The organism is Delftia sp. DT-2 (genome assembly GCF_028401915.1).
In the GTDB taxonomy this organism is placed as follows: Bacteria; Pseudomonadota; Gammaproteobacteria; order Burkholderiales; family Burkholderiaceae_C; genus Comamonas; species Comamonas tsuruhatensis.
Map to the genome: position 1 here is coordinate 159,111 of NZ_JAQOTI010000003.1, position 21,125 is coordinate 180,235.

The 21,125-nt window shown below is 68.5% G+C and carries 19 protein-coding genes; 13 read left to right on the forward strand and 6 right to left on the reverse strand.

Annotated features, from left to right (window positions below; all coding sequences use genetic code 11):
• Positions 1-112: 112 nt before the first annotated feature.
• From PO605_RS05625 to PO605_RS05635, 3 genes are all read right to left on the reverse strand, one after another.
• Positions 113-385 (reverse strand): XapX domain-containing protein, encoded by a 273-nt coding sequence (locus PO605_RS05625; protein WP_012203487.1) that lies wholly within the window; start codon positions 383-385, stop codon positions 113-115.
• A 39-nt stretch (positions 386-424) separates the two neighbouring features.
• The gene (locus PO605_RS05630) at positions 425-1,123 is read right to left on the reverse strand and encodes a hydrolase (RefSeq protein WP_016447949.1); all 699 of its coding nucleotides are present in this window, start codon (positions 1,121-1,123) and stop codon (positions 425-427) included.
• A gap of 108 nt (positions 1,124-1,231) precedes the next feature.
• Positions 1,232-1,936 (reverse strand): pirin family protein, encoded by a 705-nt coding sequence (locus tag PO605_RS05635; protein WP_016447948.1) that lies wholly within the window; start codon positions 1,934-1,936, stop codon positions 1,232-1,234.
• A 102-nt stretch (positions 1,937-2,038) separates the two neighbouring features.
• Here PO605_RS05635 and PO605_RS05640 point away from each other — a divergent pair, with 102 nt between their 5' ends.
• Complete coding sequence (locus tag PO605_RS05640; RefSeq protein ID WP_034364263.1) at positions 2,039-2,962, forward strand: LysR family transcriptional regulator; 924 nt, start codon at positions 2,039-2,041, stop codon at positions 2,960-2,962.
• Positions 2,963-3,001: 39 nt separating this feature from the next.
• Here PO605_RS05640 and PO605_RS05645 read toward each other — a convergent pair whose 3' ends face one another.
• Positions 3,002-3,523, reverse strand: a complete 522-nt coding sequence (locus tag PO605_RS05645) for a YqaA family protein (protein WP_016447946.1) — start codon at positions 3,521-3,523, stop codon at positions 3,002-3,004.
• A gap of 107 nt (positions 3,524-3,630) precedes the next feature.
• On the opposite strand from PO605_RS05645, the gene PO605_RS05650 reads away from it, so the two are divergent.
• The 6 genes from PO605_RS05650 (at position 3,631) to PO605_RS05675 (ending at position 8,404) form a co-directional block, all read left to right on the forward strand.
• Positions 3,631-4,218, forward strand: coding sequence for a hypothetical protein (locus tag PO605_RS05650; protein WP_016453185.1), 588 nt, complete (start codon positions 3,631-3,633; stop codon positions 4,216-4,218).
• A 143-nt stretch (positions 4,219-4,361) separates the two neighbouring features.
• Entirely contained in the window at positions 4,362-5,432 is a 1,071-nt protein-coding gene (gene dusB / locus PO605_RS05655; RefSeq protein WP_017406139.1) for a tRNA dihydrouridine synthase DusB, read from the forward strand.
• Positions 5,429-5,662, forward strand: a complete 234-nt coding sequence (locus PO605_RS05660; RefSeq protein ID WP_016447943.1) for a Fis family transcriptional regulator — start codon at positions 5,429-5,431, stop codon at positions 5,660-5,662. Before dusB ends, PO605_RS05660 begins: the two co-directional genes overlap by 4 nt.
• A 44-nt stretch (positions 5,663-5,706) precedes the next feature.
• Positions 5,707-7,326: a bifunctional phosphoribosylaminoimidazolecarboxamide formyltransferase/IMP cyclohydrolase gene (gene purH, locus PO605_RS05665; protein WP_272206177.1), complete on the forward strand. Its 1,620-nt coding sequence runs from the start codon at positions 5,707-5,709 to the stop codon at positions 7,324-7,326.
• Entirely contained in the window at positions 7,326-7,802 is a 477-nt protein-coding gene (locus PO605_RS05670; RefSeq protein WP_047471706.1) for a c-type cytochrome, read from the forward strand. The genes purH and PO605_RS05670 overlap by 1 nt, the downstream gene beginning before the upstream one ends.
• 2 nt (positions 7,803-7,804) lie before the next feature.
• Complete coding sequence (locus PO605_RS05675; protein WP_016447940.1) at positions 7,805-8,404, forward strand: DNA-3-methyladenine glycosylase I; 600 nt, start codon at positions 7,805-7,807, stop codon at positions 8,402-8,404.
• A 50-nt stretch (positions 8,405-8,454) separates the two neighbouring features.
• On the opposite strand, the gene hemL is transcribed toward PO605_RS05675, so the two are convergent.
• Positions 8,455-9,771: a glutamate-1-semialdehyde 2,1-aminomutase gene (gene hemL / locus PO605_RS05680; RefSeq protein ID WP_370690594.1), complete on the reverse strand. Its 1,317-nt coding sequence runs from the start codon at positions 9,769-9,771 to the stop codon at positions 8,455-8,457.
• 74 nt (positions 9,772-9,845) lie between these two features.
• Complete coding sequence (gene thiD / locus PO605_RS05685; RefSeq protein ID WP_070080647.1) at positions 9,846-10,805, reverse strand: bifunctional hydroxymethylpyrimidine kinase/phosphomethylpyrimidine kinase; 960 nt, start codon at positions 10,803-10,805, stop codon at positions 9,846-9,848.
• Between the two features lie 115 nt (positions 10,806-10,920).
• Between thiD and PO605_RS05690 the strand changes: the two genes are divergently transcribed.
• Genes PO605_RS05690 through PO605_RS05715 form a run of 6 tightly spaced genes read left to right on the forward strand, consistent with a single transcriptional unit; the run spans position 10,921 to position 21,066 of the window.
• Positions 10,921-11,073 carry a rubredoxin gene (locus PO605_RS05690; protein ID WP_017406135.1) on the forward strand — a complete coding sequence of 51 codons (153 nt, stop codon included), beginning with the start codon at positions 10,921-10,923 and terminating at the stop codon, positions 11,071-11,073.
• A gap of 47 nt (positions 11,074-11,120) precedes the next feature.
• Positions 11,121-11,519, forward strand: coding sequence for a response regulator (locus tag PO605_RS05695; protein WP_016447937.1), 399 nt, complete (start codon positions 11,121-11,123; stop codon positions 11,517-11,519).
• Entirely contained in the window at positions 11,519-11,884 is a 366-nt protein-coding gene (locus PO605_RS05700) for a response regulator (RefSeq protein ID WP_016447936.1), read from the forward strand. Before PO605_RS05695 ends, PO605_RS05700 begins: the two co-directional genes overlap by 1 nt.
• A gap of 15 nt (positions 11,885-11,899) precedes the next feature.
• The gene (locus tag PO605_RS05705) at positions 11,900-12,427 is read left to right on the forward strand and encodes a chemotaxis protein CheW (protein WP_016447935.1); all 528 of its coding nucleotides are present in this window, start codon (positions 11,900-11,902) and stop codon (positions 12,425-12,427) included.
• Positions 12,428-12,445: 18 nt separating this feature from the next.
• Positions 12,446-14,698: a methyl-accepting chemotaxis protein gene (locus PO605_RS05710; protein WP_016447934.1), complete on the forward strand. Its 2,253-nt coding sequence runs from the start codon at positions 12,446-12,448 to the stop codon at positions 14,696-14,698.
• A 50-nt stretch (positions 14,699-14,748) separates the two neighbouring features.
• The gene (locus PO605_RS05715; protein WP_272206178.1) at positions 14,749-21,066 is read left to right on the forward strand and encodes an Hpt domain-containing protein; all 6,318 of its coding nucleotides are present in this window, start codon (positions 14,749-14,751) and stop codon (positions 21,064-21,066) included.
• Positions 21,067-21,125: the final 59 nt, after the last annotated feature.

Genomic DNA, 21,125 nt, shown 5'->3' on the forward strand with positions numbered 1-21,125 from the left:
GCGAGCGTTGGTGGTGCAACCCAGCAGTCCACCCATGGCAAGGGTGGCGGCGGAGCCCAGGACTTTTCTGCGCGTGGTCATGGTGCAGTTTTCTTGGAGAGAGGGGGAGGGGTCAGCCGTGGTGCCGATCGGCATCGGCATCGGCGTTCTTGCGGCCGGGCAGCTGGCCCAGCACATGCTCGGTGGCCTGCGTCTTGCTGCAGGCGCTGCGCAGGTCCATGCCCTGCAGCAGATGCCGGCCCACGGGCACGATCTGCTCGCCGGCCAGGATGCCCAGCAGGCCGACCAGGGCTACCAGCGGCGGTGCGGGCGAGCGCACCTGCAGCAGGCTGTAGACCACGCCGACCAGCAGGCCGGCCCCAAGGGAAAGTGCATAGAGCTTCATGGCGAGACTCCTTTGGCGGGCCGGCGGCGGCGCTGGTGCTCAGGCCTTGGCGGGGTTCGGGCCCACGGTCTCGCCATGCTGCACGCGCTCGGCGGCCTTGTGCACCATGGTGTAGGCATAGTCCACGCCCATGCCGTAGGCGCCGGAATGCTCGCGCACGATGTCCATCACCGCGTCATAGGTCTCGCGGCGGGCCCAGTCGCGCTGCCATTCCAGCAGCACCTGCTGCCAGGTCACGGGCACCACGCCGGCCTGCACCATGCGGTCCATGGCGTAGTTGTGGGCGTCCAGCGACGTGCCGCCCGAGGCGTCGGCCACCATGTAGATCTCGTAGTCCGTGTCATGCAGGGCCGAGAGGGCGAAGGTGGTGTTGCACACCTCGGTCCACAGGCCGGAGACCACGATCTTCTTGCGGCCCTGGGCGGCGTTGGCGGCCAGCGCATCCCGCACGTTCTGGTCGTCCCAGGAATTCATGGAGCTGCGCTCCAGCAGCCTGTGCTCGGGGAACACGGCCAGCAGTTCGGGATAGGTGTGGCCGGAGAAGCTGCCCGTCTCCACCGTGGTGATGGTGGCGGGAATGTCGAAGGCCTTGGCCGCCTTGGCCAGGCCCACCACATTGTTCTTGAGCACCTGGCGGTCGATGGACTGCACGCCGAAGGCCATCTGGGGCTGCTGGTCGATGAAGATGATCTGGCTGTTGGCGGGGGTCAGGACTTCGAGGTACTTGCGGTCGGTCATGGTGATCTCCTGTGAGGCAGTGGGTTGGGTGAAGGAAGGGACAGCGGAAATTCGGAAAGACAGTTGGGGCAGGTGGGCCCCGGCCGGAGCCGGGGCGGCAAGGGCGCTTCAGCGCGCCGTGTCGACGAGCACCAGCTCGGCGTCGGTCAGGGCCGTGACGCGCAGGGTCTCGACGTCGCTGATGGCGGCGCCGTCGCGCTCCTGGAGCGTCACGCCGTCGATCTGCACCGAGCCGCTGGCCGGCACCAGGTAGCCCAGGCGATCACGGCCGATGCGGTACTCCGTGCTCTCGCCGGCCTTGAGCGTGGCGCCCAGCACCCGGGCGGCGGTGCGGATGGGCAGGGCGTCCTCGTCACCGGGCAGGCCGCTGGCCAGGGCCACGAAGCTGCCCGAGCGCTCGCCCTTGGGGAAGGGCTTGGCACCCCAGGACGGGGGCTGCTGGCCGCGCTCGTCGGGCATGATCCAGATCTGGAAGATCCGCGTCGTGCCCTTTTCCTGGTTGTATTCCGAGTGGCGGATGCCGGTGCCCGCGCTCATTACCTGCACATCGCCCGCTTCGGTGCGGCCCTTGTTGCCCAGGCTGTCCTGGTGGGTGATGGCGCCTTCACGGACATAGGTGATGATTTCCATGTTGGCGTGGGCATGAGGCGGGAAGCCCGTGCCGGCGGCGATGGTGTCGTCGTTCCACACCCGCAGCGCGCCCCAGCCCATGCGGGCCGGATCGTGGTAGCCGGCGAAGGAAAAGTGGTGCTTGGCATCGAGCCAGCCGTGGTTGGCACCGCCAAGGGCTTGGAAGGGACGGCGTTCGATCATGGTGTTCTCCTGCTGCGTTGTGTGTTGCGATGGATGAACTTTATGTTTTGCCGATCAAGAAGAGAATAGAAAATATGCAAAGACATCTATTCCAAAACTTTCATGCCAAGACTTCCTGACCTCGAAGCCTGGGCCGTCTTCGCCAAGGTGGCCGAGACGGGCTCCTTCGCCAAGGCCGCCGCCGAGCTGGGCGTCTCCCAGCCCACCATCTCCAAGGCCATCACGCGGCTGGAGACGCGGCTCAGGACCAGCCTGTTGCACCGCACCTCGCGGCGCATGTCGCTGACGGCCGGCGGCCAGGCCTCTCTGGAGCGGGCCGCGCGCATCCTGGCCGAGGGCGAGGCCGTGGAGGCCGAGATCAGCGAGCAGTCCAAGAGCCTGCGCGGCCCCATCCGCATTGCGGCGCCCATGTCGTTCGGCATCTCGCACCTGGCGCCGGCCGTGCCCGCCTTCATGGCCGAGCACCCGGAAGTCACGCTGGACCTGCACTTCAGCGACGAGCTGATCGACGTCGTGGCCCAGGGCTTCGACATCGCGCTGCGCATCTCCTCGCTGCCCGACTCCAGCCTGCTGGCGCGGCGCCTGTGCACGGTGCGCCTGCTGCTGGTGGGATCACCCGAATACTTCGAGCGCCACGGCCGCCCCACCCATCCGCGCGAGCTGGCGCAGCACCGGGCGCTGCGCTATGTGCACAGCCGCCTGGGCGAGGCCTGGCGCTTCGTGCATGCGCGCCGCGGCGAGTTCGCCCAGGTCGTGCCCACGGCCATGCGCGTGAACAATGCCGAGGGCCTGGCGCCGGCCCTGCGCGCCGGGCTGGGCCTGGCCCTGCAGCCCGAATTCCTGGCCTGGGAAGATTTGCAATCGGGTGCGCTGCAGACCTGCATGGACGACTGGCAGGTGCCCTCCATCGCCCTGCACATCGTCACGCCGCCGGGGCGCGCCCGGCCGGCGCGCGTGCAGGCGCTGATCGATTTCCTGGCCGCGCACTTCGCGCTGGCGCCCTGGGCGCGCGAGCCGCAGGCGTAGATCGCAAAAAGGGGAGGGCTTCGGTGGGGGGCTTCGGCCTCAGCTGGCCCAGGAGGCCGGCAGCAGCTGCAGCAGCACCACCGTCATCACCACATAGCGCAGGAACTTGCCGATGGCCATGTAGAACACGCAGGGCCAGAACGGCAGGCGCAGCCAGCCGGCCACGGCGCACAGCGGATCGCCCACCACGGGCAGCCAGCTCAGCAGGCAGGCCTTTGCGCCCAGGCGGCGCAGCCAGACGCGGGCGCGGCGCTCGTGGCGTGACAGATTGCGCGGCGGCTTGGCCCGTTCAGGCGGCAGCCCGGCCAGCCGCCGCTCGCGTGCCGCGCGCCAGGCCTTGTGCGCGCCCAGGCCCATCCACCAGCTGATGGCCCCGCCCAGCGTATTGCCGGCCGTGGCCACGAAAACCGTCTGCCAGAACAGATCGGGATTGAGCTGGAGCAGGCCGACCACCGCAGGCTCCGAGCCCAGCGGCAGCAGCGTGGCCGAGATCAGGGCCACGATGAACACGGTGCTGAGGCCGAACTGCGGCAGCGCCAGCCAGCCCAGCAATTGATGCATCCAGACTTCCATAGGTGCTGCCAAGTGTAGGTCTGCGCTGGCTGACGCCTTGTCGGCCTGAAGCTATCGTGGGGCCTGGTCCGGAACCACAAAGAACAGGGGGCGTCATGCAGACAGGGCGGATTGCAGGATGGGCGGGATGGGCGGCATTGGGAATGGCAGCAGCCGGCCTGGCCGGCTGCGCCGCGTTGCAGCCATCGCCGGGCAAGGACACCACCGTGGTGGCACAGGCCGCTGCCCAGGCGCCGCCGACCCAGGAGGCCGCACCGACCTCGGCCTGGGGCAAGGCGCTGCAGGCCAAGGGCTGCACCCTGCCGGACCCGGCCGTGGCCGACAGGCTGGAGCAGCTGCAGCGCGAGCTGGAGCCTCTGGGCCTGGAGCCGCGTCTGCAAGGCTGCGTGAGCCTGGCCGGTCCCGAGCCCCGCCCGGCCCTGGTGCTGGACGCCTGGGTGACCGACGGGCGCAAGGCCATGGCCGTGGTGCGCGGCCCGCTGGCCGACGGCGAGGCGCTGGACCTGGGGCTTGAGGCTGGGCAGCAGAAAGCCGGGCTGCAGAAGGTCGGCCTGCGCCCCATGCCCGACGACCAGGTCTCTCCTGACGTGCAATTCAACCGCCGCTGGTGGCAGGGCCGGCTCGGTGCCTACGGGCTGCAGGCCGTTCCGGGCCAGGTGCGCACCTTCGTTCCCACACCATGAAACCGCTGCGCTGTCTTGTTTTCGCCGCTTGGCCGCCTTGACGGCCCGGTTTTAGCCCTGCTGAAAATTTGGGCAGGTACAATCTTGGTCCTTTGTTGCCGCCCGTTTTGTGATCGGCGCGCGCGTTTTCTCCGGCTTTCCCGATGTCCTCCCTTCCCCTGTCCATAGGCCCCCATGCCCTGGCCAACCGCCTGTTCGTCGCCCCCATGGCGGGGGTGACGGATCGGCCGTTCCGCCAGCTGTGCAAGGCCCTGGGCGCGGGCTATGCGGTCAGCGAGATGGTGACTTCGCGCAAGGACCTGTGGAACAGCCTCAAGACCTCGCGCCGCGCCAACCATGAGGGCGAGCCCGGGCCCATCGCGGTGCAGATCGCGGGCACGGACGCCGAGATGATGGCCGAGGCCGCGCGCTACAACCTGGACCGTGGCGCCCAGATCATCGACATCAACATGGGCTGCCCGGCCAAGAAGGTCTGCAACAAATGGGCCGGCTCGGCCCTGATGCAGAACGAGGCCCTGGCCGTGGAGATTGCCCAGGCTGTGGTAGAGGCCTGCGCCCCGCACGGCGTGCCCGTCACGCTGAAGATGCGCACCGGCTGGTGCGACGCGCACAGGAACGCCGTGGTGCTGGCCCGCCGCTTCGAGGAGGTGGGCATACAGATGCTCACCGTGCACGGCCGCACGCGCGAGCAGGGTTACAAGGGCTTTGCCGAGTACGACACCATCGCTGCCGTCAAGGCGGCGGTGCGCGTGCCCGTGGTGGCCAATGGCGACATCACCGGCCCCGAGAAGGCACGCGACGTGCTCGCCTACACGGGCGCCGATGCCGTGATGATCGGCCGCGCCGCCCAGGGCCGGCCATGGATCTTCCGCGAGATCGCGCACTTCCTGGCCACGGGCGAGCACATGGCCCCGCCCCTGGTGGCTGAGCTGCGCCGGCTGCTGCTGGAGCATCTGCAGGACCACTACAGCCTGTACGGCGAAGGCACCGGCGTGCGCAGTGCGCGCAAGCACATCGCCTGGTACCTGCGCAGCCTGCCGGGCGGCGAGGCATTCAGACAACACATCAACACCATCGAGGACTGCGCGGTGCAATGGCAGGCCGTGGCCGACTATCTGGACGCCCTGGGCGCGCAGATGGACCGGATACCAGCCGCCATCGATGCCGGCGCCACAAGCGCCGAATTCGCAGAGCCCGCAGGAATGACAGTATGAGCAACCAGAACATCGAACAATGCGTGCGTGAAAGCCTGGAGGGGTACTTCCGCGATCTCGACGGCGAAAAGCCCAATGGCATGTACGACATGCTGATCCACCTGGTCGAAAAGCCGCTGCTGGAAGTGGTGATGAGCCAGGCCGACAACAACCAGTCCCGCGCCGCCGACTGGCTGGGCCTGAACCGCAACACGCTGCGCAAGAAGCTGCTTGAGCACGACATGCTCTGAGCGGCACGAATTCCCCTTTTTTCAAACTCCCTGCACCGACGCCCATGAACGCCCTGCTCTCCGTCTCTGACAAGACCGGTATTGTCGAATTCGCCCAAGGCCTGCACGCCCTGGGCATCAAGCTGCTGTCCACCGGCGGCACCGCCAAGCTGCTGGCCGAGGCCGGCCTGCCCGTGACCGAGGTCGCCGAAGTCACCCAGTTCCCCGAGATGCTGGACGGCCGCGTCAAGACCCTGCACCCCAAGGTCCACGGCGGCCTGCTGGCGCGCCGCGAGCTGCCCGCCCACATGGCGGCCCTCAAGGAGCACGGCATCGACACCATCGACCTGCTGGTGGTGAACCTCTACCCCTTCGAGGCCACCGTGGCCAAGGCCGGCTGCACGCTGGCCGACGCCATCGAGAACATCGACATCGGCGGCCCGGCCATGGTGCGCTCTGCCGCCAAGAACTGGGCCGACGTGGGCGTGATCACCGATGCCGGCCAGTACGAGGCCGTGCTGGCCGAACTCAAGGCCAATGGAAAGCTCTCCGACAAGCTGCGCTTTGCGCTGTCCGTGGCCGCCTTCAACCGCATTGCCCAGTACGACGGCGCCATCAGCGACTACCTGTCCAGCGTGAAGTTCGAGGACGACAAGCTCTCCGAAACCTACGTGCCAGAGCGCAGCGCCTTCCCCGGCCAGAGCAACGGCCACTTCACCAAGGTGCAGGACCTGCGCTACGGCGAAAACAGCCACCAGCAGGCCGCCCTGTACCGCGACCTGTATCCGGCCCCCGGCTCCCTGGTCACGGGCGAGCAGCTGCAGGGCAAGGAGCTGTCGTACAACAACATCGCCGACGCCGATGCCGCCTGGGAATGCGTCAAGAGCTTCGAGCAGCCCGCCTGCGTGATCGTCAAGCACGCCAACCCCTGCGGCGTGGCCGTGGGCAAGGACGCGCACGAAGCCTATGCCAAGGCCTTCCAGACCGACCCCACCAGCGCCTTCGGCGGCATCATCGCCTTCAACCGCACGGTGGACAAGGCGGCGGCCGAGGCCGTGGTCAAGCAATTCGTCGAGGTGCTGATGGCCCCCGACTTCACGGCCGAGGCGCTGGAAATCTTCAAGCCCAAGGTCAATGTGCGCCTCATGAAGATCGCCCTGCCGAACGCTGCGGGTTCGTCCCGAACGGGCGGCGAGCGCGCCTGGGACCAGGGCCGCAACGCCATGGACGCCAAGCGCGTCGGATCGGGCCTGCTGCTGCAGACCGCCGACAACCATGAGCTGGCCCTGGCCGACCTCAAGGTCGTCACCGTCAAGCAGCCTACGCCCGAAGAACTGCAGGACCTGCTGTTCGCCTGGAAGGTCGCCAAGTACGTCAAGAGCAATGCCATCGTGTTCTGCAAGAACGGCATGACCATGGGCGTGGGCGCAGGCCAGATGAGCCGCCTGGACTCGGCGCGCATCGCCTCCATCAAGGCCGAGGCCGCCAAGCTGAGCCTGCAGGGCACGGTCGTGGCCAGCGATGCCTTCTTCCCCTTCCGCGACGGCCTGGACGTGGTCGTTGACGCAGGCGCCACCTGCGTGGCCCAGCCCGGCGGCTCCATGCGCGACCAGGAGGTCATTGACGCCGCCAACGAGCGCGGCGTGGCCATGGTCTTCACCGGCGTGCGCCACTTCCGCCACTGATGGCCGGCCAACTGCCTCCTGGCGCAGACGACGAGGGCGACGACGCCCCCCAGCGGCCCCGCTGGCTGGGCTGGGCGCTCGTGGTCTTCATGCTGCTGGTGGCGCTGGGTGTCTTCAACATCGGCTGGCGCATCATGCGCGGGCCGGCTGTCGGGGCCACCACGGCGGCGGCCGCAGCTGCCGTGACAGCCGACGCGCAGCTGGCCGCCGGCAAGGCCCTGGTGGAAGGCAATGACTGCCTGCGCTGCCACGGCCTGGTGCGTCACTACGTGGGCCCGTCCTTCCAGCAGATCGCCGGCCGCTACCGTGGCCGCGAAGATGCCGCCGACTACCTGGCGCGCAAGATCCGCGAGGGCGGGGCCGGCGAATGGGGCCGCGCCATCATGCCGCGCCACCCGCACATCGATACGGCGCAATCCCTGCAGATGGCGGCCTGGCTGCTGTCCCTCCCTTCTCCCGAACCCGGGGAATCCTGACCATGTCCCGCCTGTTCACCGCCCCCGACGGCCGGCCGCGCTGCCACTGGTGCGCGGCCACGGACAGCTACCTGGCCTACCACGACCGTGAATGGGGCTTTCCCGTCACCGACGACCGGCGCCTGTTCGAGAAGCTCAGCCTCGAAGGCTTCCAGTCCGGCCTGAGCTGGCTGACCATCCTCAACAAGCGCGAGAACTTCCGCGCGGCCTTTGCCGGCTTCGACTTCCACCAGGTCGCGCGCTTCACCGAGGACGACGTGCTGCGGCTGCTGGGCGATGCGGGCATCGTGCGGCATCGCGGCAAGATCGAGGCCGTGATCAACAACGCGCAGCGGGCGCTGGAGATGGTGGAGGCGCAAGGCTCGCTGTCGGCCTTCTTCTGGCGCCATGCGCCGGAGCCCGTGACCGGTGGCGGGCCCGTGTCCGAGACGGCCGAGTCCCGGGCGCTGTCCAAGGAGCTGAAGAAGCTCGGTTGGAAGTTCGTGGGGCCTACGACTGTCTACTCGTTCATGCAGGCCATGGGCCTGGTCAACGACCATGCGCAGGGCTGTGCCGTGCGCGATGAGGTCGAACAGGCGCGCCAGGCTTTTCTTCGGCCCTGACGTGAAAAGAGCCCGCAAGGGCGGGCTCGATCGGCAGGTACGGGCCAGCGTCAGAGCGTCTTGAACACTTCGCGTGCGGCTTCGATGGTCTTGTCGATGTCCTCGTCCGTGTGCGCGGCGCTCACGAAGCCGGCCTCGTACAGGGCGGGTGCGAAGTAGTGGCCGCGCTCCAGCATGCCGTGGAAGAAGCGGTTGAAGCGTGCGCCATCGGTCTTCATGACCTCGGTCCAGGTGCTGGGCAGCTCGGGCAGCAGGTAGAAGCCGAACAGGCCGCCCTGGTGGTCCACGCTGAAGGGCACGCCGGCGGCGTCGGCCTCGGCCTTGAAGCCGGCCATCAGGCGGCCGGTCTTCGCGTGCAGGGCGTCGTGGAAGCCCGGCTCGCTGATCAGCTCCAGCGTCTTGAGGCCGCAGGCCGTGGCAATGGGGTTGCCCGACAGGGTGCCTGCCTGGTAGACCGGGCCCAGGGGCGAGAGCTTTTCCATGATCTCGCGGCGCGCGCCGAAGGCCGCCATGGGCATGCCGCCGCCGATGACCTTGCCCAGCACGGTGATGTCGGGCGCAAAGCCTTCGATCTGCTGGGCGTACAGGCTCTGGGCGCTGCCCAGGGCCACGCGAAAGCCGGTCATCACCTCGTCGTAGACCATCAGCGCGCCATGCTCGCGCGTGAGTTCGCGGATGCGGCGCGTGAAGGGCACGCTGGCGCGCACGAAGTTCATGTTGCCGGCAATGGGCTCCATGATCACGCAGGCGATCTGATCGCCGAACTGGGCGAAGGCCTCCTCGAGCTGGCCCACGTCGTTGTATTCCAGCACCACGGTGTCCTTGACCACGTCCTGCGGCACGCCGGCCGAGGAGGAGGCGCCGAACGTCGCCAGGCCCGAGCCGGCCTTGACCAGCAGGGCGTCGGCATGGCCGTGGTAGCAGCCGTTGAACTTGATGATCTTGTTGCGGCCCGTGAAGCCGCGCGCCAGGCGCAGCGCGCTCATGCCGGCCTCGGTGCCCGAGCTGACCATGCGCACCATGTCCATGGAGGGCATGAGCGAGAGGATCTTCTCGGCCAGCACGACCTCGCGCTCCGTGGGTGCGCCGAAGGAGAAGCCTTCCAGCGCGGCGGCCTGCACGGCGGCCATCACCTCGGGGTGGCCGTGGCCCAGGATCATCGGACCCCAGGAGCCGATGTAGTCGGTGAACTGCTGGGCGTTCTCGTCCCAGAAATGCGCGCCCTGGGCACGGCGCACGAAGCGCGGCGTGCCGCCCACGGCGTTGAAGGCGCGCACGGGTGAATTCACGCCGCCGGGGATCACGGCCTTGGCGCGTTCGAACAGGGGAATATTCAGGTCAGTGGTCATAGTGCAGGAGTCTGCCATGTGCGGGGTACAAGCCAGAGGTGCCAAGCCAAGGGCCTGTGCCGGCCGCGCAGCCGCTCAGGCGGTGGCCTGCCTCAATGCTTGGTGTCATGAGGGGGCATCACGAAGCCTTCGATGGCCTGGGCGTCGGGGTCCAGTTCGGCGAGGGGCTCGGCGGCGGCCTCGGCATCTTCATCCTCGGGCTCGGGCTGGGCCCAGAACATGCGGTCCGGGATGTAGTGGCCCATGCCGGGGCGAAAGCCGCTGTCCAGGCTGCGGTCCAGGTACTCCAGCGCCTCCTGCGTGGCCAGCCCCAGGTCGTTGCCGCTGGCCACCAGGGCCGTCAGCGCGGCCGACAGGGTGTCGCCCGAGCCGGTGAAGGTGGCGTCGAACATCTCGTACTTGCTGTTGCCCAGCACCGACTGCGCCGTGGCCAGCACGTTGTCCACGAACTGGTCGGGCAGGGGAATGCCGGTGACCAGCACGTAGGGCACTTCCAGGGCCTCGGCCGCCATGGCGATGTCGCGCGCCGTGGGGCTGCGGCTGTTGGTCCAGTCGGGCAGCAGCCAGCGCGACAGCGTACTGTGGCTTCCAACCAACACAGACGTTTGCGGAAGAACAAGTTCCTTGAGGGCGTCCATGTACTGGTCGAGCGGGTCTTCCTCCCACCACGACAGGTCGGGCATGTAACAGACGATGGGGATGTCGGGGTAGTCGGAGGCGATCTCGGCAATCGCTGCCAGGTTGCCCGGGCTGCCCACGAAACCGACCTTGATGGCGGACACGGGAATGTCCTCCAGCACGGCGCGCGCCTGCTCGGCCACGGCCTCGTCGTCAAAGGGAAAATGCTCGAAGATCTTGGCCGAATCGCGTGCGTAGGCACCCGTGACCACGGGCAGCGGATGGCCGCCGACCGAGGCGATGGTGGCGATATCGGCCGACAGGCCGCCCGCCCCGCTGGGGTCGCTGGCGTTGAAGACCAGCACGCAGACGGGCGCGGTTTCGTCCATCGGCTCGGTGTCGGGACTGGGGGAGTTGGAGGGGTTCAATGCCATGGCTCAGCCCAGTGTGCGCCCCGCCAGCGAAGGCCGTGGCGGGTGGTTGTGACTAGATACAATCGTTGCATTCTATGTGAAGGCCCTTTAAGCTGTGACCGACCCCAAAACTTGGATGTGCTTGATCTGCGGGTGGATCTATGACGAGGCGCAAGGCTGCCCCGAGCATGGCATCGCACCCCAGACGCGTTGGGAAGACGTGCCCATGAACTGGACCTGTCCCGAGTGCGGAGCACGTAAAGAAGACTTTGAGATGGTCGAAATCTGAGCGCGGGACCACCCGCGCCGACTCATACATTTCCGGGAGGTTTCTCAGTGACGACATCGGGCGCACCCTTGCGCGTACTCGTGGTGGATGACAGCAATACCATCCGCCGCAGCGCAGAAATCTTCCTCAAGCAGGGCGGGCACGAAGTGCTCCTGGCCGACGACGGCTTCGACGCACTGTCCAAGGTCAACGACTACCAGCCCCAGCTGATCTTCTGCGACATCCTCATGCCCAAGCTGGACGGCTACCAGACCTGCGCCATCATCAAGCGCAACGCGCGCTTTGCTGACACGCCTGTGGTCATGCTCTCGTCCAAGGACGGCGTATTCGACAAGGCGCGCGGGCGCATGGTGGGCTGCCAGGACTACCTCACGAAACCCTTCACCAAAGACCAGCTGCTGCAGGCCGTGGAGCAGTTCGGCAAGCAAACCATAGGAGCACTTTGATGCCCATCCGCAAAGTCCTGGTCGTGGACGACTCCAAGACCGAACTGATGTTTCTGTCCGACATGCTGCAAAAGCAGGGCCTGCAGGTACGCACGGCCGAGAATGGCGAAGAGGCCATGCGCAGCCTGGCCGAAGACCGTCCCGACCTGATCCTGATGGACGTGGTCATGCCCGGCCAGAACGGCTTTCAACTGACGCGTGCCATCACGCGCGACCCGCTGTACGCCGACCTGCCCATCATCATGTGCACCAGCAAGAACCAGGAGACCGACCGGGTCTGGGGCATGCGCCAGGGTGCGCGGGACTACATCACCAAGCCTGTGGATGCCGATGAGCTGCAGGCCAAGATCGCGGCGCTGAACTGATCTGGTGCGCTGCCCATGGCGAACCGTGAAGCACTGCGCGATCTGCAGTCCCGTCTGGCTGGCCGCCTTCAGGCCGCACGCAGCGAAGGCGTCAAGGTGGCGGCCTGGCTGGCCGTCCAGGCCGGCGGGCGCAACTACCTGATGCCGCTGGGCCAGTCCGGCGAGATCTTTCCCTGGGCCGGCGTGCAGCCTGTGCCCTATACAAAGCCCTGGTTCCTGGGCATTGCCAACCTGCGCGGCACCCTGGCCGGCGTGATCGACCTGGCCAGCCTGCTGGGCCACGGCGTCACACGCAGCGAACCGGCGCTGGCCGAGTCCAGCCTGCTGGCGTTCAATGCCGCGCTGGAAGTGAATGCGGCCCTGCTCGTGGACCGCCTGCAGGGCCTGCGCAGCGCCGACGCATTCGTGCGCACCGAGCCTGCGCCCGAGCACTCTCCCGCCTTTTTCGGCCCCGTGCATATCGATGAAGCGGGCCACCGCTGGCAGGAGCTGCAACTGCAGCGCCTGTCCCAAACCTCCGAGTTTCTGAGCATTCGCGCCTGAGTTTCTGAAGGTCGTCCCATGTCATTCTTGCAACGTCTTGCAAATCGCTTCCAACGCAAGCCGGCCGACGCCGGCTCCGGTGCGGACAACAGCATGCTCGGAGACACCGTCTCCCAGGATATGTACGCACTCGATGCGTCACTGACCGTGCAGGGCGCCCCCGACGCCATGCCGGGCCGCGACGGCGGCGCAGCCGTTGACCACGACATGGTGGCCCTGCCGCTGCTGGGCCGCGCGCCTGCCGCGCGCCACCAGCGCACGCTGTCCACCTTGCTGGGGGTGTCGGTGCTGGCCCTGGTGCTGGCGGCGGCCTGGGCCCTGCGCCAGGCCGACGGCTCGGCGCAGCAGCTGGCCGCCACCGGCCAGGCGCTGATGCAGTCGCAGCGTCTGGCCAAGTCGGTCTCGCAGGCGCTGACGGGCGCGGCATCCTCCTTTGTGGACGTGCAGGACAGCTCCGGCGTGCTGGCGCGCAACGTGCGCGCCATTGCCTCGGGCGACGACTCCATGGGCGTGCGCCCGCTGGGCGGCGCCTATGCCGACGAACTGGCCCAGATCACGCCGCTGATGGAGCGCGCCGAGCAAAGCGCCAAGGTGGTGATGGACCAAAAGCAGATCCTGACCCAGGTCGGCGACGCGCTGCGCACCATCAACCGGCAGTCCTCGGACCTGCTGGAGATCGCCGAAACCATCTCCTCGCTGAAGCTGCAGCAGGGCGCCAGCCCGGCGGAAATCTCCGCTGCCGGCCAGCTCGTGATGCTGACCCAGCGTATCGGCAAGTCGGCCAACGAATTCCAGACCGCCGAAGGCGTGAGCCCCGAGGCCGTGTTCCTGCTGGGCAAGGACTTGAACTCGTTCAAGGAAATCTCCGAAAGCCTGCTGAGCGGCAGCAGCGAGCTGCGCCTGCCTCCCACGCGCGACGCCCAGACCCGCGAGCAGATCGAGGCGCTGATCAAGCTCTACGAAGAGACCCGCAGCGAGGCCAGCGCCATTTTGGGCAACCTGCAGGGCCTGGTGTCCGCCCGCGAAGCCCAGACCGCCATCAACGCCGACAGCGAACCGCTGCGCCGCCATCTGGAAGACCTGCAGAACAAGCTGCAAAGCGGCGCCGGCATCGGCTCGCTGCCCATGGGCCTGCTGGCGCTGGCCACCGTGCTGGTGCTGCTGTGCGGCGTAGGCCTGTCCCGCGTGCAGCTGCTCGACAGCCGTCTGCGCCAGGAAGCGGCCGAACGCCGCCAGGAAGAGTCCCGCGTGCAGGAGCATGAAGCCAAGCGCATCAACGATGCCAACCAGGCCGCGATTTTGCGCTTGATGAACGAACTGCAATCGGTGGCCGAAGGCGATCTGACGCAGGAAGCGACCGTGACCGAGGACATCACCGGCGCCATCGCCGACTCGGTGAACTACACGGTGGAAGAGCTGCGCGCCCTGGTGGGCAGCGTACAGAACACGGCAACGCGCGTGGCACAGACCACGGCCGAGGTGGATGCCAACTCCACCGAACTGCTGGCCGCGTCGACCGAACAGCTGCGCGAGATCCGCGAAACCGGCCGCTCCGTGCTGGACATGGCAGGCCGCATCAACGAGGTCTCGACCCAGGCGCAGGAATCTGCCCAGGTGGCGCGCCAGTCGCTGGAAGCTGCGGACCTGGGCCTGAAGGCCGTGCAGAACGCCATCGGCGGCATGAACTCCATCCGCGACCAGATCCAGGAAACCTCCAAGCGCATCAAGCGGCTGGGCGAATCCTCGCAGGAGATCGGCGAAATCACCGAGCTGATTTCCGACATTACCGAGCAGACCAACGTGCTGGCGCTGAACGCCGCCATCCAGGCCGCATCGGCCGGTGAAGCCGGTCGCGGCTTCTCGGTGGTGGCCGAAGAAGTGCAGCGCCTGGCTGAGCGCTCGGCAGATGCGACGCGCCAGATCGCGGCGCTGGTGAAGGCGATTCAGACCGACACCCAGGATGCCGTGGCCGCCATGGAGCGCTCCACCCAGGGTGTGGTCGAGGGGGCGCGACTGTCCGACTCCGCAGGTACCGCGCTGACCGAGATCGATACCGTGTCGCGCCACCTGGCCGAGCTGATCGAGCTGATCTCCTCGTCCACCTCGCGCGAGGCCGTCCTGGCCAACGACGTGGCCGAGAACATCCAGCACATTTTCGCGGTGACGGAGCAGACGGGCGAAGGCACGCGCACCACGGCGCAGCAGGTGCGCGAACTCTCGCACATGGCCGAGGAACTGCGCCAGTCGGTGGCGCGTTTCAAGATTGCCTGACCCGGTCCAACATAGCTATGCACAGGCCCTAGGGGCTTGGGGAACTGTCCATGTCAGTGGTTGACGAATCGCAAACGGGCGCGGCGCAGGCCGCGCACACCGAACAGGACCTGGGCCCGCTGGCCTGGGTGCTCGATGAGCTGCGCAAGTCGCTGGAAGGCGCGAGCAAGGCCGTGGCGCGTTTCGTGCGCGATGCCGATGCGGCGCGCGCCTCGGACCTTGAGGAGCTTGACACCTCGGCCCTGCGCATCGCCCGCCAGCAGTTGCACCAGGCCTGCGGCGCCCTCGAAATGGTGGGCCTGGGCTCTCCGGCCCTGGTGCTGCGCGGCATGGAAAGCGCCGTGCAGCGCTTCGTGCAGCGCCCCGAGCTGTGCACCGACCAGGCTGCCGCCACGCTGGAGCGCGCCAGCTTTGCCCTGATCGAATACCTGGAAACCGTGCTGGCCGGCAAGACCGTCTCGGCCGTGGCCCTGTTTCCCCAATACCGCGACACCCAGGCGCTGGCCGGCAACGACAAGGTGCATCCGGCCGATCTGTGGCCTGCCGAGCGCCGCGCGCGCGAGCCCGAATGGGCGCGCCAGGCCGAGCCGCTGGCCTACGGGCCCGATGCCCGTGCCCTGCTCGACGGCGTGGTGCTGCGCATGGTCAAGAGCGATGACCGCGAGGCCGCCGCCCAGATGCGTGACCTGTGCCTGCGCTTTGCCGTGGCCCAGACCGAGGATGTCACTGCACGCAGCTTCTGGAAGGTGGCCGCTGGCTTCTTCGACGCGCAGTCGCGCGGCCTGATCGTTGTCGACCTCTATGTGAAACGCATGGCCTCGCGCGTGCTGCTGCAGTACGCGGCCATGGCCAAGGGCGACCGCACGCCGCCTGCGCGCCTGCTGCAGGACCTGCTGTTCTTCTGCGCTCAGGCGCGCCCGGCCGAGCAGGCCGGCGCTGCCCTGCAGGCCGTGCGCCAGGCCTATGGCATGCAGGCCCAGCCGCAGGTGGACTACCAGCAGACCCGCTTTGGCCGCTACGACCCGGCCGTGCTGGTGCAGGCGCGCAAGCGCATCACCACGGCGGCGGAGACCTGGTCCGCCCTGGCAGGCGGCGACCGTGCGCGCACCAAGATCGTGGTGGACCAGTTCGCCCAGGTGGCCGAATCCCTGGTCAAGCTGCACCCGGCCAGCCATGGCCTGGCGCGCATGCTGATCAAGGTGGCCGAAACCGTGGCCCGCATCGGCGAGCCGCCGCCGGCGGAACTGGCCATGGAAGTGGCCACCTCCGTGCTCTATCTGCAGGCGGCCTTTGCCACCATGGACATGGGCGACGAGGAACTGGCCGAGCAATCCGCCAACCTGGTACAGCGCCTGGAGGAATCCCTGCAGGGCGCGCCCGCGCGTCCGCTGGAGCCGTGGATGGAGGAGCTGTACCGTCAGGCCAGCGACCACCAGACCATGGGCTCGGTCGTGGGGGAGTTGCGTGCCACGCTGGCCGAGGCCGAGCGGCACCTGGACCAGTATTTCCGCAACCCCGCCGATGCCACCGTGCTGGCGCCGGTGTCTGGCCAGATGGCGCAGATGCGCGGCGTGCTGTCCGTGCTGGGTCTGGACCAGGCCACCCAGGCCATGCAGCGCATGCGCGAAACCGTGGAGCGGCTGGTATTGGGCGAGATCGCCGAGTCAGAACGTGCCCAGGTCTTCGACAAGCTGGGCAACAGCCTGGGCGCCATGGGTTTCCTGATCGACATGCTGAGCTACCAGCGCAGCATGGCGCGCAAGCTCTTTGTCTATGACGAGGCCGAAGGCGGCCTGCGCATCCTGATGGGCCGCCGTGGCCACCGCGCCGACGACGCGGGCAAGGCGCCCGAGCAGCTGCCGGCCCTGGACACCGCCGCCGTGCCGCCGCAGCGCGAAGCCGTTGCCGTGGCCCAGCCGCTGCCCGTGCCCCAGATCCAGCCCGCCGAGACTGCACACGACCTGCCTGCCGAACCCACTGCGGCAGCACCGTCGGTGCCGGCGCCGCCGCCACCCTCCGTGGACCTTGTGCCCGAGCCCCTGCCGCAGGCGACTGCCGCCGGGCAGCAAGCGCTGGCCGACGATGCCGAACTGGCGCAATTCGCCAAGGCGCTCGAGATACCCGCCGAAGCGGCTCAAGCAGCTGACGTGGCTGAAGCGGCCGAACCGGTGCCCGGCCCTGCTGCCGCTGCCGCCACGGCTCAGCCCGAACCCCTGCCTGAACCCGTTCCCCCGCTGGCCGGTCTGACCGTCTCGGAAGATGATTCTGACGACGAAATCCTGAGCATCTTCCTGGAAGAGGCCCGCGAGGTCGTGGACAACGGCCTGCAGGCGCTGCGCACCCTGGCCGATGAGCCCGGCAACCTCAGCGAGCAGACCACGCTGCGCCGCGCCTTCCATACGCTCAAGGGCAGCTCGCGCATGGTCGGCCTGGATGAATTCGGCGAAGCCGGCTGGGCCATGGAGCAAATGCTCAATGCCTGGCTGGCCGAGCAAAAGCCCATGCCCCAGCCCATGCAGGAGCTGGCCAGCGACGCGCTGCGCGCCTTTGGCGCCTGGGCTTCGGCCATCGAGCGCCAGCAGGCCGATGCCTGGCTGGCCACGCCCTTCCGCGCCGCAGCCGATGCCATGCGCCTGGAAGGCGTGCGCGCCGACGTGGCCCTGGTGCCGCGTGCCGACCGCCGCACGCAGGCCGAGCCTGCCGCGGTCGATGCGCCGGTGGAGCCCTTCGCCGCAGTGGAGCAGCAGCTGCAGGCCGAGCAGCGGGAAGCCCCCGAGCCGGCCGTGCCCGCCGAGACCGCCGGGCCCGCCGGTGACCTGGACATTGCGCTGGACTTCGGTCTGCTGGACCTGGACCCCCAGCCTGCGGCGGCCGTGCCCGAACAGTCGCAGGGTTCAACGCAGCCGGAGACCGCCGAGGCACCCGCCGCGCTGGCCACCGACGCGGTGGAGGAGCTGGACTTCGCCGCCTTCGAGGCGGCCATGCGCGACAGCGAGCAGGAAGCCCTGGCCGTTGTCTCGGGCGACCAGCCCGCGCTGCCCGGCACAGAGACCGTGCCCGAGGCACATGCCGACGCGCTGCCCGAGCTGCAAGCAGAAGCAGGCGCAGAAGCCGAAGCCGAAGAGCAGGCTCCGCACGCCGCCGTGCCGCTGGCGCCTTTCGAGGGGCTGGATCTGGACCTGACTCCGGCAGCCGCACCTGCCGAGGCCATCGAAGCCGTAGAAGCTTTCGAGGCGGAAACCCCGCAGGAGCTGCATGCCGAATCCGTGGCCGATGAGGCGCCTGCGGTGGCTGAGGAGTCCGGCGCACAGGAGCCGTCCGGCGTCGATGCCGATGGCTTCAAGGTCGTGGACGGCCTGCGCATCAGCGCGCCGCTGTACAACGTCTATCTCAACGAGGCCGACGAATGGTCGCGCCGCCTGGACCTGTCGCTGCAGCAATGGGCGACCGAGCCCGGCGAGCCCGTGCCCGATGACGCCATCGCCTTCGCGCATTCGCTGGCCGGCAGCTCGGCCACCGTGGGCTTCAAGGCCTTGTCGGACCTGGCGCGCCTGCTGGAGCATGCGCTGGCCCATCTGCAGCCGCAGCGCTGCGGCACGCCTGAGCAGGTCGCCGCCTGCATTGCGGCTTCCGACGAGGTGCAGCGCCTGCTGCACCAGTTCGCGGCCGGCTTCCTCAAGATACCCCAGCCGGGCGTGGAAGAAGCCCTGCAGGCACTGCTGGCGCTGGATATCGAAGTCGCGGACGCTCCGGACAGCCGGCTCGATGCGCTGCTGCCGGAGCCGTTGCCGCAGCCTGGCACGGATGCCGTGCTCGACGCCGGCGCCCATGCGCAGGCCCAGGCACAGGACGTGGCGCCGCTGGCCTATTCCATGCGCCCCCTGGTCAACGACGCACGCCAGGAAGCCGAGCTGCAGCGCCGCATCGATGAGGCCATCGCCCATGCGGTGGCCGTGGGCAACGATCTGGACGACGACATCGACGCCCTGGACGAAGTGGACCCCGACCTGTTCCCCATCTTCGAGGAAGAGGCCATCGAGCTGCTGCCCCGCCTGGGCGCTGCGCTGCGTCGCTGGCATGGCCGGCCTTCCCTGGACGAGGCGCGCCACGAAACGCTGCGCGCCCTGCACACGCTCAAGGGCAGTGCGCGGCTGGCGGGCGCCATGCGCCTGGGCGAGATGGCCCACCGCCTTGAATCTGCCGTGGAGCGGGTCGATGGCGAATCTCCGACCGCCGAGCAGATCGAGCCCTTGCTGGGCAGCTTCGACGCGCTGCAGGCCGGCTTCGACGTGTTGCGCGTGGCCGGTGAGCAGGCGCAGGAAGCGCCGCTGGACCTGGGCGATGAAATCTCCCTCGACGAGCCCGCAGCGGCTGCGGCCTCCGACGCATCGGCAGCGGCTGGATCACCGGCGGCTGCGGCCCCTGTGCCAGCGCCTGTCACTGCGCCGCTGCGCGCCGGTGCCCAGCAGACGGTGCGCGTGCGCGCCCAGTTGCTGGACCGCCTGATCAGCCAGGCCGGCGAGGTGCTGATTGCGCGCTCGCGTGTCGATGCGCGCCTGGCCCAGGCCCGTGGCTCGCTGGACGAGCTGGCCGGCAACCTGGAGCGCCTGCGCATGCAGCTGCGCGACATCGAGGTCCAGGCCGAGAGCCAGATGCAGTCGCGCCTGGCCCTGTCCAAGGACTCGGCGGCCGGCTTCGACCCGCTGGAGTTCGACCGCTTCACGCGGGTGCAGGAACTCACGCGCATGATGGCCGAGTCGGTCAACGACGTGGCCACCGTGCAGCGCAACCTGCAGCGCGACATGGCGGGCGCCGAGGACGACCTGGTCGCCCAGGGCCGCCAGGCGCGCGAGCTGCAGCGCGACCTGCTGCGCACGCGCATGGTGGAGTTCGACTCCCTGGCCGAGCGCCTGTATGCCGTGGTCCGCCAGACCTCCAAGGAAATGGGCAAGCAGGTGCGGCTGAACATCCTCGGCGGCACCATTGAAATGGACCGGGGCATGCTGGACCGCATGATGCCGGCCTTCGAGCACCTGCTGCGCAACTGCGTGGCCCACGGCATCGAGCCGCCCGAGCAGCGCACCGCTGCCGGCAAGCCGGCCATGGGCACCATCGAAATCATCCTGAGCCAGGAGCGCAACGACGTGGCGCTGTCGGTGGAGGACGATGGCGCCGGCCTGAACCTGCAGCGCATCCGCGACAAGGCTGTGGCCCAGGGCCTGTGGCCCGAGGACCAGACGCTGACGGAGCAGGACGCCGGCCGCCTGATCTTCGAGCCCGGCTTCACCACCGCCACCGAGGTGACCGGCGTGGCCGGCCGGGGCATCGGCATGGACGTGGTGCGCTCCGAGGTCAACGCGCTGGGCGGCCGCATCGAAACCCACAGCGAAGCGGGCCGGGGCAGTGCCTTCCGCCTCGTGCTGCCGCTGACCACGGCCGTCACCCAGGTGGTCATGCTGCGCGCGGGCCGGCTGCTGGTCGGCGTGCCGGCCAGCCTGGTGGAAATCGTGCGCCGTGCGCCCTTGGATCTGCTGCAGCAGGCCTATGCCAGCCACGGCTTTGAAGATGGCGGCGAGACCCTGCCTTTCTACTGGGCGGGCGCGCTGTGGCAGTCCTCCCTGCGCAGCGAGGAAACCGTGGGCCGCACCCGGCCCGTGGTCATCCTGCGCAGCGCGTCGCAGCGCATTGCGCTGCACGTGGACGAAGTGCTGGGCAACCAGGAAGTGGTGATCAAGAACCTCGGCCCCCAGCTGGCCCGCCTGCCCGGCCTGACCGGCATGTCGGTGCTGGCCTCGGGCGCCGTGGTCCAGATCTACAACCCTGTGGCGCTGGCCAACGTCTATGGCGACGAGGTGCGCGCCCGGACCGAAGAGGCCGAGCGTGCCGCCGGCCAGGGCGACGGCGAAGCCGTGCCGGCCAGCGCGGGACCGGTCTCGGTGCCGCTGGTGCTGGTGGTGGACGACTCCATCACCGTGCGCCGCGTCACCCAGCGCCTGCTGCAGCGCGAAGGCTACCGCGTGGCCCTGGCGGCCGACGGCCTGCAGGCCATGGAGCGCCTGGCCGAGGAGCGCCCGACCCTGGTGCTGTCCGACATCGAGATGCCGCGCATGGACGGCTTCGACCTGCTGCGCAACATCCGCGCCGACGAGGCCCTGCGCGACCTGCCCGTGGTCATGATCACCTCGCGCATCGCCCAGAAGCACCGCGAGATGGCGCGCCAGCTGGGCGCCAACCACTACCTGGGCAAGCCCTATTCGGACGAGGAACTGCTGGGCCTGATCCAGCACTATTCCCTGCAAGGGAACAGCACCCAGCCTGCGCCGCTGTCACTGCAGACGGAGACGCAGGTGCTGGGCGAAGAGGCCTGAGCCTCGGCGGCCAGCCCTCGCCCCGCAAAAAAGGAGCAGCCAGCGCTGCTCCTTTTTTC

Excerpts from the sequence above, each read along its gene's own strand:
- dusB (WP_017406139.1), top strand. The coding sequence starts at position 4,362 with ATGTCCTCCCTTCCCCTGTCCATAGGCCCCCATGCCCTGGCCAACCGC.
- PO605_RS05675 (WP_016447940.1), top strand. The coding sequence starts at position 7,805 with ATGTCCCGCCTGTTCACCGCCCCCGACGGCCGGCCGCGCTGCCACTGG.
- PO605_RS05710 (WP_016447934.1), top strand. The coding sequence starts at position 12,446 with ATGTCATTCTTGCAACGTCTTGCAAATCGCTTCCAACGCAAGCCGGCC.
- PO605_RS05705 (WP_016447935.1), top strand. The coding sequence starts at position 11,900 with ATGGCGAACCGTGAAGCACTGCGCGATCTGCAGTCCCGTCTGGCTGGC.
- PO605_RS05640 (WP_034364263.1), top strand. The coding sequence starts at position 2,039 with ATGCCAAGACTTCCTGACCTCGAAGCCTGGGCCGTCTTCGCCAAGGTG.
- PO605_RS05635 (WP_016447948.1), bottom strand. The coding sequence starts at position 1,936 with ATGATCGAACGCCGTCCCTTCCAAGCCCTTGGCGGTGCCAACCACGGC.
- PO605_RS05645 (WP_016447946.1), bottom strand. The coding sequence starts at position 3,523 with ATGCATCAATTGCTGGGCTGGCTGGCGCTGCCGCAGTTCGGCCTCAGC.
- PO605_RS05715 (WP_272206178.1), top strand. The coding sequence starts at position 14,749 with ATGTCAGTGGTTGACGAATCGCAAACGGGCGCGGCGCAGGCCGCGCAC.
- PO605_RS05690 (WP_017406135.1), top strand. The coding sequence starts at position 10,921 with ATGTGCTTGATCTGCGGGTGGATCTATGACGAGGCGCAAGGCTGCCCC.
- PO605_RS05700 (WP_016447936.1), top strand. The coding sequence starts at position 11,519 with ATGCCCATCCGCAAAGTCCTGGTCGTGGACGACTCCAAGACCGAACTG.
- hemL (WP_370690594.1), bottom strand. The coding sequence starts at position 9,771 with ATGGCAGACTCCTGCACTATGACCACTGACCTGAATATTCCCCTGTTC.
- PO605_RS05660 (WP_016447943.1), top strand. The coding sequence starts at position 5,429 with ATGAGCAACCAGAACATCGAACAATGCGTGCGTGAAAGCCTGGAGGGG.
- PO605_RS05670 (WP_047471706.1), top strand. The coding sequence starts at position 7,326 with ATGGCCGGCCAACTGCCTCCTGGCGCAGACGACGAGGGCGACGACGCC.
- purH (WP_272206177.1), top strand. The coding sequence starts at position 5,707 with ATGAACGCCCTGCTCTCCGTCTCTGACAAGACCGGTATTGTCGAATTC.
- PO605_RS05630 (WP_016447949.1), bottom strand. The coding sequence starts at position 1,123 with ATGACCGACCGCAAGTACCTCGAAGTCCTGACCCCCGCCAACAGCCAG.
- thiD (WP_070080647.1), bottom strand. The coding sequence starts at position 10,805 with ATGGCATTGAACCCCTCCAACTCCCCCAGTCCCGACACCGAGCCGATG.
- PO605_RS05625 (WP_012203487.1), bottom strand. The coding sequence starts at position 385 with ATGAAGCTCTATGCACTTTCCCTTGGGGCCGGCCTGCTGGTCGGCGTG.
- PO605_RS05650 (WP_016453185.1), top strand. The coding sequence starts at position 3,631 with ATGCAGACAGGGCGGATTGCAGGATGGGCGGGATGGGCGGCATTGGGA.